At 49.6% G+C, this 13743-nt stretch carries 12 protein-coding genes and 1 tRNA gene; 10 read left to right on the top strand and 3 right to left on the bottom strand.

The annotated features are described in order from the left end of the window. The first annotated feature begins 3 nt into the window (after positions 1–3). Positions 4–663: a CAP domain-containing protein gene (locus Q5741_RS01035; protein ID WP_305022184.1), complete on the top strand. Its 660-nt coding sequence runs from the start codon at positions 4–6 to the stop codon at positions 661–663. Between the two features lie 98 nt (positions 664–761). Here the strand turns inward: Q5741_RS01035 and Q5741_RS01030 are convergent. After that, positions 762–834: transfer RNA gene (locus tag Q5741_RS01030), tRNA-Lys, on the bottom strand. Positions 835–1125: 291 nt separating this feature from the next. On the opposite strand from Q5741_RS01030, the gene Q5741_RS01025 reads away from it, so the two are divergent. The 8 genes from Q5741_RS01025 to Q5741_RS00990 all read left to right on the top strand — a co-directional run bounded on the left by Q5741_RS01025 (position 1126) and on the right by Q5741_RS00990 (position 11403). Then, entirely contained in the window at positions 1126–1992 is an 867-nt protein-coding gene (locus Q5741_RS01025) for a GDSL-type esterase/lipase family protein (RefSeq protein ID WP_305022183.1), read from the top strand. Beyond that, positions 1989–2954: an ABC transporter ATP-binding protein gene (locus Q5741_RS01020; RefSeq protein ID WP_305022182.1), complete on the top strand. Its 966-nt coding sequence runs from the start codon at positions 1989–1991 to the stop codon at positions 2952–2954. Before Q5741_RS01025 ends, Q5741_RS01020 begins: the two co-directional genes overlap by 4 nt. Continuing rightward, positions 2947–3936, top strand: a complete 990-nt coding sequence (locus Q5741_RS01015; protein WP_305022181.1) for an ABC transporter permease — start codon at positions 2947–2949, stop codon at positions 3934–3936. The genes Q5741_RS01020 and Q5741_RS01015 overlap by 8 nt, the downstream gene beginning before the upstream one ends. Positions 3937–4015: 79 nt before the next feature. Further along, complete coding sequence (gene parE / locus Q5741_RS01010) at positions 4016–5995, top strand: DNA topoisomerase IV subunit B (protein WP_305022180.1); 1980 nt, start codon at positions 4016–4018, stop codon at positions 5993–5995. A gap of 170 nt (positions 5996–6165) precedes the next feature. Next, complete coding sequence (gyrA, locus tag Q5741_RS01005; protein WP_305022179.1) at positions 6166–8601, top strand: DNA gyrase subunit A; 2436 nt, start codon at positions 6166–6168, stop codon at positions 8599–8601. Positions 8602–8861: 260 nt separating this feature from the next. Beyond that, complete coding sequence (locus tag Q5741_RS01000; RefSeq protein WP_305022178.1) at positions 8862–9266, top strand: MarR family transcriptional regulator; 405 nt, start codon at positions 8862–8864, stop codon at positions 9264–9266. A 188-nt stretch (positions 9267–9454) separates the two neighbouring features. Further along, on the top strand, positions 9455–9910 hold the full coding sequence (locus Q5741_RS00995; RefSeq protein ID WP_345784142.1) for a MarR family winged helix-turn-helix transcriptional regulator: 456 nt from the start codon (positions 9455–9457) through the stop codon (positions 9908–9910). After that, on the top strand, positions 9907–11403 hold the full coding sequence (locus Q5741_RS00990) for a DHA2 family efflux MFS transporter permease subunit (protein ID WP_305022177.1): 1497 nt from the start codon (positions 9907–9909) through the stop codon (positions 11401–11403). Before Q5741_RS00995 ends, Q5741_RS00990 begins: the two co-directional genes overlap by 4 nt. A gap of 70 nt (positions 11404–11473) precedes the next feature. Here Q5741_RS00990 and Q5741_RS00985 read toward each other — a convergent pair whose 3' ends face one another. Beyond that, positions 11474–12211 carry an RluA family pseudouridine synthase gene (locus tag Q5741_RS00985; RefSeq protein ID WP_305022176.1) on the bottom strand — a complete coding sequence of 246 codons (738 nt, stop codon included), beginning with the start codon at positions 12209–12211 and terminating at the stop codon, positions 11474–11476. Positions 12212–12214: 3 nt separating this feature from the next. Beyond that, entirely contained in the window at positions 12215–13078 is an 864-nt protein-coding gene (locus Q5741_RS00980; RefSeq protein WP_305022175.1) for a class I SAM-dependent methyltransferase, read from the bottom strand. 199 nt (positions 13079–13277) lie between these two features. Between Q5741_RS00980 and Q5741_RS00975 the strand changes: the two genes are divergently transcribed. Then, positions 13278–13694 carry a hypothetical protein gene (locus Q5741_RS00975; protein ID WP_305022174.1) on the top strand — a complete coding sequence of 139 codons (417 nt, stop codon included), beginning with the start codon at positions 13278–13280 and terminating at the stop codon, positions 13692–13694. Positions 13695–13743 lie beyond the last annotated feature (49 nt).

Raw genomic sequence — 13743 nt, 5'->3', positions numbered from 1 at the left:
AGCATGACTATGAAATGGACGAAGACACTCATTGCTGGCAGTATTGCAGCGGTGTTATCTGTAGGACTCATATTGCCTGCATCGGCTGCCACACCAACCCAGGATCAAAACTTGAATAATTATATCCAGCAATGGTTGAAAAATAACAATATCCAGTGGAGCTTTAATACAGCTCCGACCCAAATTCAGACCGCTAAACCAGCCCAGCAGGCTCCGACGCAGGAAAAGCCAGCACAAAAGGCGCCTGCCAAGAGCACAACAGGTACTGCGGGAAAGCAGAAGCCGGCATCGACTGATGCAAGCTATGCTGCACAGGTTATTGAGCTGGTGAACAAGGAGCGTACAAAAGCCGGACTCAAGCCGCTTACCAACCATGCCAAACTGTCAGAGATGGCCCTGGTGAAAGCCAAAGATATGAGTAATAACAATTATTTTGATCATCAATCCCCGACTTACGGCTCTCCGTTTGATATGATGAAGAAGTTCGGTATTTCTTACAGCACAGCTGGTGAGAACATTGCTAAGGGACAGCGTACGCCTCAGGAAGTGGTTGACGCCTGGATGAACAGTGAAGGACATCGAGCCAATATTCTGAACGGTTCGTTCACTCAAATCGGTGTCGGCTACTATAACGGCTGCTGGGTACAGGAATTTATCGGTTAATCTCATTTAAAATAATATTTTATAAACAAGGAAACGCCGTATTCTACTTATGTAGATACGGCGTTTCCTTGTTTATGCTGCTCTGCTGTCTCAAAGAATGGGTTATGCAGGGGTCGAACCTGCGACCTGCCGATTAAGAGTCGGCTGCTCTACCAGCTAAGCTAATAACCCGCATAAAGTTTCAGATTGCTGTAGTTTTGCTTACTTATGTATTATACAACTATCTTGTGTGAAATGCATCCTAAAAATAAGTGTAATTGCACGCTGTCAAAAAATGTTCACAAAAATACTGGATTTGCAAAATGTGCTAAGAAGATTTATGTTTATGTAACTAGTGTGAAATAGCGGAAATAAGCCGTAATCTGAAGGAAAATGCTCGAAGATACTGCCCTTATTATTAGGTCTGTAGCTGTCGAATTTACCCATCATGTTCAGCAGGTGACGAAGGAGGAGAAAGAGAAGATGAATCAATCTTCAAAGTGGATTTGGCGGGTTGTCGGTCTTGGATCGCTCGCAGCAACGGTCCTGCTGTTGGCAGGATTCGTTGTCGGGGTGAAAGATATTGTCTCTCCGAAGGCCGGCAGCGGCCTGTCATCGCAGGAGCCAGCGTTACAAGGAGATCAGCAGACTGATGGACAGGAAACTGCCGCAGCAGCCAAGAAGCTTGAAATTGCGGCAATCGGTGACTCGCTGGCCAGAGGTACGGGAGATGACAGCGGCAGCGGTTTTGTACGCAGATCTATAACGGTGCTGGACAAGTCTGGACGCGATGTTGAACTGTTGAACAACCTGGCCATCAACGGACTGACGACAGAAGGACTGCTCCAGCGTCTGAACGATCCAGGTGTGCAGTATGTACTTAAGAAATCAAATCTGATCCTGCTGTCGATCGGCGGAAATGATTTGTTCCAGGGCGCACAGGCGGCTCAGAGCATGAGCGGAACCATTCCAACCATCGAACAGCTTAAGGCTGCTCTGCCGGAGGCGTCCAAACGCCTGCAGACCGTGCTGGAGAAGATTCGAGAGATAAACAAGAATGCGACTATCGTTTATGTGGGGCTATATAATCCGTTCGGTGATATTCCACAGCTCCTCGGCCCCGGCAATGAAATTGTGAATACATGGAACCAGGCAGCGATAAGTGTTGCGGCCAAGGATAAGAATATGATCGTTGTCCCTACTTTTGATCTGTTCCAGCAGAACCTCGCGAAATATTTATCCTCCGACCATTTTCATCCTAACGGCGAAGGCTACCAGGCCATTGCTGATAGAATTGTACAGGGAATCCCGGCAGACAATACAAAAGCGGAAGAGGGGGCACAGCCATGACCCGGGACCAGGAAGTTGTACTGTCAGTACAGCAAGTGAAAAAGAAGATCGGGCGCAAATGGATCATACAGGATGTAACATTTGATGTTCGGGCCGGAGAAATTTTCGGTTTTCTCGGACCCAACGGTGCAGGCAAAACGACGACCATCCGTATGCTGGTGGACCTGATCAAGCCAACCGAAGGGAAGATTATGGTCTGCGGCTATAATGTGAACCGGGAGCAGGAGAAGGCGCTTCAGTATGTGGGATCCATTGTGGAGAACCCTGAAGTATATACGTATTTGACCGGGTGGGAGAACCTGGAACATTTTGCCAGAATGCAGCCGGGAATCGATGAGGATCGCATTCGTGAGGTTGTTGAGATCGTGAGGCTGGACCAGCGCATTCATGATAAAGTCAGAACGTACTCTCTCGGTATGCGTCAGCGTCTGGGTATCGCTCAGGCGCTTCTGGGCAGACCGAAATTGCTGATCCTGGATGAGCCGACCAATGGTCTGGACCCCAAAGGAATCAAGGAGCTTCGTGAATTTATACGCCGTCTGGCCGAGGAAGGCATGGCTGTCTTCGTATCCAGTCATCTGCTCAGTGAAATTCAGCTGCTGTGTGAACGTGTTGCTATCATCAGCCGCGGCCGGGTTCTTGCTGTAGGGGGTGTAAAGGATCTGGTGGAGCAGCATTCTAACTTGGCAGTATGGGAGCTGTCTCCGCTGGAGCAGGGGCGCTCGCTTCTTACGGCTCATCCTCACGTACAGCTGGTTACACAGCCGGAACTGGTGCTGGACGATACGCTGATCGCAGGCATGGGCCCGAATGCCGTAGTTACGGAAGTGGATGAGAGCGAGATTCCGGAACTGGTGGCCGAGCTGGTAGGCGCGGGAATTCGGGTAGAGGCGGTTAATAAAATTAATCCGACCCTGGAGCAGCTATTTCTGAAACTGACGGAGGGTGAGACTATTGAATAACATCATGCCCCTGGTGAAGAACGAGACCTTGAAGATTATTAAGAAAAAACGATTCTACGTCATTCTCCTGATCCTCCTCGTCCTCGTTCCTATTTTTACATATGCCCAGGCCAAGGTGGCCCAGAATAATAGAGATAAATTTAACGGGGACTGGCGTCTAGAGCTTCAGCAGGCCATTACGGACAACCAAAATTCTCTGGGCAGCGACCGGGTCCCGGAGGAATGGAAAAAATACCGTCGAATATTTGTTCAGCAAATGCAGTATTATTTGGAGCATAACGTCAATCCGAACGAACCGAATGGTGTTACTTTTACGAGAGAATTTATGGATAACTCCATTAATCTGTTCATTCCGCTTCTCATTATGGCAGTAGCCTCGGATCTGGTATCCGGCGAACGGACAACCGGTACGATCAAGATGCTTCTGACAAGGCCGGTAAAACGCTGGAAAATCCTGCTGAGCAAGCTGCTGACTCTCGGCATGTTTGTGTCCTTGATTGTGGTCAGTACATTCGTCATCAGCTATTTAATATCAGGGTTATTTTTCGGTTATAAAGGGTTTGATATTCCGGTATTCACAGGCTTCCAGATTAATGGCTCGAACGTGGATATTTCAGCTGTGCATGCGGTGCCGCAGTGGCAGTACCTGTTGATGCAGGGCGGTCTGATCTGGTTTGTGGCACTTGTGGTAGCATCTCTGGCTTTTATGGTATCTGTACTTGTCCGCAGTACAGCTGCAAGTATTGTCGTTATGATGGCGGCTCTGATTGCCGGGACGATCCTGACAAATATGGCCTCCGCATGGGAAAGTGCCAAATATTTGTTTATGGTTAATCTGGGATTGACCAATTATCTGGCCGGCAGCCCGGCTCCAATCGAAGGGATGACACTGCTGTTTTCCCTTGCTGTCCTTGGTGTTTGGGGCATTGCGGCACTGATTGTGTCATTCACCGTCTTTACGAAACGGGATATCTTGAATTAAAATGGACAAGGTAAAGAAAACATCTGTTTGCATTTTTGAGCAACATGACCAATGTTTAGGTATAAAAGGGGGAGCATGAATGGTCGACCAAATCGATTTATTTCCAGATCGGGCTCGGGAGGAGCAGGATTCTTCCGGGTATGGCGCGGACGACATTCAAGTGCTTGAAGGACTTGTCGCAGTGCGCAAACGGCCGGGTATGTATATCGGCAGCACAAGTTCTTCAGGCCTGCATCATCTGGTTTGGGAAATCGTGGACAACGCTGTCGACGAGCATCTCGCCAAATTCTGCTCCAAAATCGAGATAAATCTGCATAAAGACGGATCGATTACGGTATATGATAACGGGCGGGGCATTCCAACGGGGATGCATAAGACAGGAATTCCAACACCGCAGGTCGTGTTTACGATTCTGCATGCCGGCGGTAAGTTTGGCGGTTCCGGATATAAGAAATCGGGCGGTCTGCACGGTGTCGGCGCTTCAGTAACAAACGCACTGTCCGAATGGCTGGAAGTGGAAATTTACCGTGAAGGTAAGATTCACCGTCAGCGTTTTGAATATTGGGAAGATAAGAAAGGCAAAGAGCACGTCGGAGAGCCGGTTACGGGACTCGAAGTGCTGGGCAACACCAACCGTACAGGAACCAAAGTTACGTTTAAGCCGGATATCCGTGTATTTCAGGCTGGTATTAACGTGAACTATGATACACTGGCCGAGCGACTGCAGGAGATTGCATTTCTGAATTCGGGTCTGAGAATCACCTTGAAGGATGAACGGAGCGGCAAGGCTGACGAGTTCTATTATGAGGGTGGAGCTGCACAATTCGTAGCTTTTCTGAATGAAGGCAAGGATGTTCTGCACGATGTAGTCCATTTTAACGCAGAGCGGGATGACATTGAGGTTGAGGTTGCCATCCAGTACAATGCAGGTTATACCGAGACGCTGGCTTCATTCGTCAACTCCATTCCGACTCGGGGAGGAGGAACGCATGAGACCGGTTTCAAGACGGCTTATACCCGTGTTCTTAACGACTATGCGCGCAAGGCGAACATGCTGAAGGAGAAGGACAAAAATCTGGAAGGAAACGACCTTCGCGAGGGCATGATGGCCGTCATCAGTGTCAAAATGTCCGAGGTTGAATTCGTCGGCCAGACCAAGGATCAGCTGGGCAGCGCGTCTGCCCGCAGTGCACTTGACGCCGTAGTTTCTGAGAACATGCAGCGTTTTCTGGATGAGAATCCTCAAGTCGCCCAACTGCTGCTCAAAAAGGCGATACAGGCTTCCAAAGCCCGCGAGGCTGCCCGCAAGGCCCGTGACGATATGCGCAACGGGCGCAAGCGCAGCGAGAGCTCTAATCTGGGAGGCAAGCTTACACCGGCGCAGTCCAAAGATTTCTCGCGGACCGAGCTGTTCATCGTCGAAGGGGATTCTGCCGGCGGTTCAGCCAAGCAGGGCAGGGACTCCAAGATTCAGGCTATTTTGCCTTTGAAGGGCAAGCCGATGAATCCGGAGAAAGCCAAGCTGACGGATATCATGAAAAATGATGAATACCAGGCTATTATGGCAGCTATCGGGGCTGGCATCGGGCCAGACTTCGATATAGAGGACAGCAATTATTCCAAGATCATCATTATGACGGACGCGGATACGGACGGTGCTCATATCCAGGTTCTTCTTTTGACCTTCTTCTACCGTTATATGAAGCCATTGATTGACGGGGGCAAAGTCTTTATCGCACAGCCGCCGCTGTATAAAATATCGCGCAAATCCGGCAAGCTGGAAACGTCTCACTACGCATGGAATGACGAGCAGCTGCAGAATTACGCCAAGGAATTCGGTAAAAATTTTGAGCTGCAGCGATACAAGGGGCTGGGAGAAATGAACCCTGACCAGCTGTGGGAGACAACGATGAATCCAGAAACCCGTACGCTGCTTAAGGTTCAGATCGAGGATGCAGCCAAAGCCGAGCGACGGGTGTCCACCCTGATGGGTGACAAGGTTGATCCGCGCAAACGCTGGATTGTGGAGAATGTTGATTTTACCGAATACGAGGAATAAAGCTAAGGGGCAGCATGCTGCCCCTTTTAAAAACCAGATGACAAGGGAACGGTTATTATAATGAATTGCAGTTCGACTGCATACCGGCTATGAATTCATGGTTTTGGCCGGGTTTTAAAAATAACCATTTGCCTTCGGATAACGGTTATTTTTAAAAAGAGGTGTAGCACATGAGTCTATCCGAACAGTTTTTACCTGCTTTTCTTGAAGAGGTTGTTGGTGACCGCTTCGGCAGATACTCCAAATATATTATTCAGGACCGCGCAATCCCGGATGTACGGGACGGTCTAAAGCCGGTGCAGCGCCGGATTCTGTACGCCATGTACGATTCAGGCAACACACCGGATAAACCATACCGCAAATCGGCCAAAACGGTCGGTGATGTCATGGGTAACTATCATCCGCACGGTGATTCTTCGATTTATGAAGGTATGGTGCGTATGGCACAGCCTTGGAAAATGGGGCATGTTCTCATTGATGGACATGGCAATTGGGGCTCGCAGGACGATGATCCGGCCGCGGCGATGCGATATACAGAAGCACGGTTGTCTCCGATCGCTATGGAGCTGCTGCGCGATATTGAGAAGCGTACTGTTTTGTTCAAAGATAATTTTGATAACACGGCCAAAGAACCGGTCGTTCTTCCTTCCCGTTACCCGAACCTGCTGGTGAACGGTGTTAGCGGTATTTCCTCCGGTTTTGCAACAGAGATTCCACCCCACAACCTGCGGGAAGTGATTGATGCCTGTATCGCGGTGATGGAAAAGCCGGAGATTGAACTCGAAGAGATTATGACCTTTATCAAAGGACCTGATTTTCCGACAGGCGGTACCATCATGGGCGGTGAAGGCATTCTGGATGCGTACCGTACAGGCAAGGGCCGGATCTATATCCGCTCCAAGACGGAGATTGAGCAGCTCCGCGGCGGCAAGCAGCAGATCGTGATCACCGAAATTCCGTTTCAGGTTGTGAAATCCCGTCTCGTTACAGCGATGGAGAATATCCGCCTCGAGAAAAAGGTAGAGGGCATTGCGGAAGTTCGGGACGAGAGCGGACGGGATGGGCTGCGGATCGTTGTCGAATTGAAGAAAGACGCTGATGCTACAGGTATCCTGGCTTTCCTGCTGAAGAAGACCGATCTTCAGGTCAACTACAACTTCAACATGGTAGCTATTGTGAACAAAGCACCTCATCAGCTGGGTCTCAAGCCGATTCTGGAAGCCTATATCGCCCACCAGCGGGAGATTGTGACCAACCGGACGAAGTTTGAGCTGGAGAAAGCGGAAGATCGTGCACACGTACTTGAGGGCCTGGTGAAGGCGCTAAATATTCTGGATGAGGTTATTGCTGCTATCAAGGCATCGAAGAACCGTCAGGACGCGCAGAACAATCTACAGTGGATGTTTGGATTCAGTGAACGGCAGGCCGATTCCATCCTGACCTTGCAGCTGTATCGTCTGACCAATCTGGAGATCACCTCGCTAGAGAAGGAATTGGCCGATATTCAGAAGAAGGTTGCCCAACTTCAGGCCATTCTCAACAGCGATCGGAAGCTGATCGGTGTCATCCGCAAGGAACTGATGGACATCCGTGAAAAGTATGGCGTAGATCGCCATTCTCAGATCCAGGGTGAAGTAGAAGAGCTGAAAGTAAACCTGGAAGTGCTCGTTAACAGCGAAGATGTCCTGGTGACGCTGTCCCAAGATGGTTACATCAAGCGGACAGGCATGCTGTCCTTCACCCGCTCGGGAGGCGAACGCAGCGCGTCAGGAACGAAGGAAGGCGATCACATCAACCGCCTGCTGGATGTGAATACACTTGAGAATCTGCTTGTCTTTACGCAGCGCGGGCAGTACTTCCTGCTGCCGGTTCATCAAATACCGGAATTCAAGTGGAAGGACCCCGGTACACCGATTGTTAATGTGATTCCGCTGGCTAAGGAAGATCGGATTGTCAGCGTGGTACCGGTCAAAGGCTTTGATGACTTTGAGAGCAGCCTGGTGTTTGTTACGAAGAAAGGTCAGGTCAAGCGTACCCTGTTAAAAGAATACTCGACCAAACGTTCCGGTGCAGTAGCTGCCTGCAAGCTTGGTGCCGGGGACGAAGTGCTGGACGTCTCCTTGAGCAGCGGCAAGGAGGAGCTGATGCTGCTGACCAGTCAGGGCATGAGCATTCGCTTCAAGGAAGAGGAAGTGAGCCCGATGGGACGGGTATCCGGCGGCGTGAAAGGTATACAGTTAGGGGATGGCGATGAGGTAATCGCAGCCCTGTACCCTGGTCAGGACGAAGGGGAAGTACTGGTCATGAGTGAACTTGGCTACGCGAAGCGCACCCTGCTGCTGGATTATCCGATTCAGGGCCGGGGCGGTAAAGGTATGTTGACCTTTGAATTTAAGGAAGGCAAACGGGTCCGTTCCAATGGCACGCGCCTGATTGGCGCATTCTACTGCAAAGAAGAACAAAGTGTCGAAGCCGTAACCCGCGAAGGGCACATCCATGTATTCAGCACTCTGAAAGCTCCTATTCAGGAGCGTAAAGATATAGGTAAAAATCTGGTATCCATCGACAAAAAAGATGAGATTACTTACTTGATTCGTCAGTTTTAACAGATCAAACCGCATCAATGACATAAAAGGCGTTTCTTCTTGCGTGCAGCAGAAGAAACGCCTTTTTTGCTCGCTGCTGTCGAAGAATTCATGTAATATTTCCTTTAGATTAGGGCTTCCTTCCCCTTTTCATAAGAGCTTATGTCGAAGGGCAGGAATCCTCAAGGAAGCAACGAACCTTTAACCTACGTAAATTTTAACCAGGTTAATCATCCCTTGCTGTGCGTTCCCGAAACAACGAATCCGAAGGAGAGATGAATATGCAAACCATTGAATTCGCGAAATTATGGTCCAAGCTGACCAAGGATTATAAAACGTACATGGAGGAGCATCTCGCTCCCGGCTTGACCGAGTCCCAATTGGTTGTATTGGAAGTTCTCTATGAGGCGGGCCGCATGAAGCCTTCACAGCTGATTCCGATTTTGGAGACGACCCCAGCGGCTGTAACCATGCTGCTTGATCGGATGGAGAAGAATGGGCTGATTTCACGGGTACGGCATCTGGATGACCGCAGAATGATATGGATCTACCTGACGGAGCGGGGAAAAGAAGAAGCCAAGCGAGGCGTTCAGATTCGCAACAGTTTCATGTCCGATGTGTTAGACCGGATCTCACAGCATAATCAGAATTTGCTCGTCTTCCTGCTCAATAAAATTACTAGCTGAGCATGGATTCATAATGGATGCGGCAGAGGCTCATGCAGAGATGCAGCGGCCATATGTCACATCAGATGGCAGATGTGAAAACTTTTGAAACCGATTGACAATTTCATAAAGTATGGTAAAATTCTTTATTGTAATCATAATATTTCGCTTACGAATGATTATACTATTAAACTAAAGGATGGTGTGTTTTGGACCATCAACAACAAGAACTGATGCAGGTGATTCAGTCGTTCAGGCAGGTAAGCCAATCGTTATACCGGGTGTTCTGGAATGAGACCTCGGAGAGCGAATCAGGACTTACCTCCATTCAATTTATGGTGCTCAATGTCCTGAAGAGCCGCCCGAATATCGGGCTGGCTGAGTTAGCGGATGCCTGCTTTATGGGAAGCAGCTCCATGAGCGGGGTTGTAGACCGGCTTGTGAAGGCAGGTTATGTAAGCCGGGAGAGACTGGAGAGCGATCGCCGTGTGCTGACACTGCGAATGACGGAGAAAGGAGAGGAGATCCGCGAGTATACCAATTCACTTTGGATGAACAGAGTGTCTCCTATCTTGGATATTCCTAAGAAGGATATGGATTTTGTATTAAGCATTCACCAACGAATGATCGAAAAGCTAGAAGGAAAAGGGATGAACACAGAATGAATTCTTCGCTGCAACATATTAAAAAAGGGCCTATCATTGCTGCACTTATGATTGGTGCGGTTGTCGCGTTCCTCAACCAGACACTGATGAACGTCGCATTGCCCAAAATGATGGAGACTCTAGGCATTGAAGCCAGCACAGCTCAATGGCTGACGACCGGCTTTATGCTCGTGAATGGGGTCCTGATCCCGGTAACTGCATTTCTGATTGCACGTTTTACAACACGTCAACTGTTTATAACTTCTATGGCCTTATTTTCTATAGGTACGTTCCTGTGTGCGATCAGTCCGAATTTTTCACTGCTGATGACAGGCCGTGTCGTTCAGGCCATGGGCGCAGGGATCCTGATGCCTCTGATGACCGTTGTCTTCCTGAATATCTTCCCAATTGAGAAACGGGGACAGGCGATGGGGACGATGGGGATTGCGATGATCTTCGCACCGGCTGTCGGTCCAACACTTTCCGGTTGGATAATTGAGAACTATAACTGGCATGTGCTTTTCTGGATGATTCTTCCGTTTGCAGTTCTGTCTATGCTGATCGGTATCTTCTTCGTGAAGAATGTTACCGAAACATCCAAACCAAAACTGGACTTCCTGGCAGTTGTGTTGTCAACGATTGGTTTTGGCGGTTTGCTTTACGGCTTCAGTGATGCAGGTACTGACGGCTGGGGAAGTGCTACCGTTATCAGCTGCTTGATTATAGGAGCGCTTGCGGTAATTGTATTTATTCTGCGCCAGATGAAGGTCGAGAATCCGATGCTCGAGTTCCGGATTTTCAAATATAATATGTACAGCTTAACGACAGTGATCAACGTCTTGATTACGATGGCAATGTATGCAGGTATGATTTTGCTGCCGATTTTCCTGCAGCAAATCCGTGGCTTTACACCTGTTGAATCTGGTTTGCTTATGCTTCCAGGAGCCCTGCTCATGGGTGTGATGTCGCCGATTACAGGTGCAATCTTTGACCGTGTCGGTGCCCGCTGGCTGGCTGTAATTGGACTGATTATTACCGTAATTACAAGCTGGGAGTTCGCTAACCTGACTGTAGATATCACATATACGAAGCTGATGATTATCTATACAGCCCGTATGTTCGGGATGTCCATGCTGATGATGCCGATCCAGACTGCAGGTCTGAATCAGCTGCCTCAGCGCTTGAATGCGCATGGTACGGCGATGTCCAACACACTGCGTACAATTGGCGGTTCGATCGGTACAGCCCTGCTTGTTACGATTATGACGAACAAAGCCAAAAGTCACGGACAGGAGCTGGCAGCCGGTCTGCAAGCTGCACCTGATAAAGCGGCAATGGCGCAAATTCAGGTTGACTCAACGATTTATGGCATCAACTATGCGTTTATCGTTGCTACTGGTTTCGCAGCCGCGGCATTGGTCCTGGCCTTCTTCATCAAGAGAACCAAACCACATGCAGAGAACAATATTATGGAACACAGCGAAGTGAAGAAAACAGTAGAGACAACAGCTTAACCGCTGTCTATACAACAAAGCCCCTCAACCATGGTTGAGGGGCTTTTGACTGTCCGGTTTGTTATCAGGCTCATGGTCGGGAGGAGGAAGCGGCTCTCTCGTAGATCTCCGTCTCCCACTGGTCCCAAGGGTACTGGCGGGGAGGAAGGGAAATGAAGCGCATGGGCTCCCGCATTGTCGGGTGAGGCGCGCCGGCGATCATTGACCAGAGTGCCAGCTGCTGCCCGGGTTTATTCAGGGAAGTGCCGTATTTTTGGTCCCCGTAAAGAGGACAGCCGATTTCTTTCATTTGTACCCTGATCTGATGGGATCTACCGGTATGCAGTTTAACGTGAACCAGGCTGTGTTTGTCACTTTGTGCGATGACTCTGTATTCCAGCACTGCCTCCTTGGCGCCTGCTGTGCCTGAAGGGACCGACGATACATTGTTCGTACGTGTGTCCTTCAGCAGGTAATGCCGCAGCATCCCTTCAGACCGGGCAGGATGACCGTGTATGACGGCCGCATATTCTTTCTCCAGTGCATGGCTGCGTACGCTTTCGGAGAGACGAGAGGCTCCTTTGGAGGTTTTGGCGAAGATCATCGCACCACCTACAGGCCGGTCCAGGCGGTGGACAAGTCCAAGAAACACATTACCCGGCTTGTGGTGCCTGTCCTTCAAATCCGCCTTCAGCAGCGTCAGCAGATCGGGGTCGCCTGTTGCGTCCTCTTGAGTGGGCACATTGACGGGTTTAACGACCGCGAGCACATGGTTATCTTCGTAGAGTACCGGAATGGTATCTCCGGAATGATGCTCAGAACGCGCCATAACTCAGGACTCCCAGCGGCCGAGAATGCCACAAGGAAGATTCAGTCCCGAACGAGTAATCGGCAGACCGATTTCTCCTGCAGAAATAGTGCCCCCATAGCGTTTCTCCATCGTCATGGTCAGCATGTTGCGGAGGACCGAGGGCGAGATCCCGGTTGTGTAGGAGTTGATCAGCAGAAATAGTGGCTGAGCGGACAGAATTTCCATGCAGGATTCCAGGAACGGGAACAAGCTGGATTCGAGCTTCCATGTCTCACCATTAGGTCCGCGGCCGTAAGAAGGCGGGTCCATAATAATGGCGTCATATTTATTGCCCCGGCGCTGTTCACGCTGAACAAATTTGAAAACATCATCTGTAATAAAGCGGATCGGGCGATCCGCAAGACCGGACAGCTGCGCATTTTCTTTGGCCCATTGAACCATACCTTTAGCTGCGTCAACATGTACGACCTGTGCACCGGCAGAGGCTGCTGCAACGGTTGCTCCGCCGGTGTAGGCGAACAGGTTCAGAACGGAGATTGGGCGTCCGGCATTCGAGATTTTGTCCATCATCCAGCCCCAATTCGCTGCCTGCTCTGGGAACAATCCTGTATGTTTAAAGTTAGTTGGTTTGATATGAAACTTGAGATTGCGGTAACCGATCGTCCAGCGTTCCGGCAGCTGCTTCTTCATGTCCCACTGTCCGCCGCCGGAAGAGCTGCGGTGATAGTGGCCGTGCACGTTGCGCCAGTCTGCATCTTCGGAGGCAATAGGCCAAATAATTTGAGGGTCCGGACGACGCAAAATAACGTCACCCCAACGCTCAAGCTTCTCGCCATTTCCAGTATCAATTACTTCATAGTCTTTCCAGTCTTCTGCAATATACATTTTGTGCTCCATCCTTCAACAGTCATTTGGATTTTATTGTACAACAATTCCGCCTTTTCATGCCAGTTTCATTCTCGCTTAACGCCTGGAGGAGGTGCCCCTGACCTTCCGGTTCCGTTTATAAATATTTTGCGACGGGTAAATTATTTATATTAGGTAAACGGTCGAGGCAAGTATAACAGGAAAAGGAGTGCTGGGCATGCGGGAAGAGAGCAAGCGATGGATTATCTGGCTGACCGTGGGATTCGGATGGTTTGTCCTGGTATTATATACTTTTGCAGCGATACAATATCAAATTTATTTTGATATGGGTCTGATCTTCTTTGGTTTCATTCCTGTCGTCGGAGGCCATGTCGCCTGGATTCTTCACCGCAAAAATTCAGCTGTCTATGCGCAGAGACATATTCTGCAGTTTGCCCGGGAACAGGGTTATCTGCTAACCGCAGCAGAGGTGGCATTGCTTATCCCCATGGATATTGAACAGGCATCCAAGGCGCTTGAGCAGCTGCGCAGGCAGGGGATGGCTAGATTAAAAGTGGCTGAGAACGGGGTCTGGGTTTATGAGATTGAACCGCTGTTAACGTATGAGCAGAAGCTTGCTGCAGAACGCGTATAAATAGGAGAAGGGTTTGCCGCTGAACGGGTGTTTAGCGGTTTTTTTGATC

The organism is Paenibacillus lacisoli, from assembly GCF_030580655.1.
Taxonomy (GTDB): Bacteria; Bacillota; Bacilli; order Paenibacillales; family Paenibacillaceae; genus Paenibacillus; species Paenibacillus lacisoli.
The sequence above is the reverse complement of the archived record's forward strand: the minus strand, read 5'-3'. Positions and strand labels throughout refer to the sequence as shown.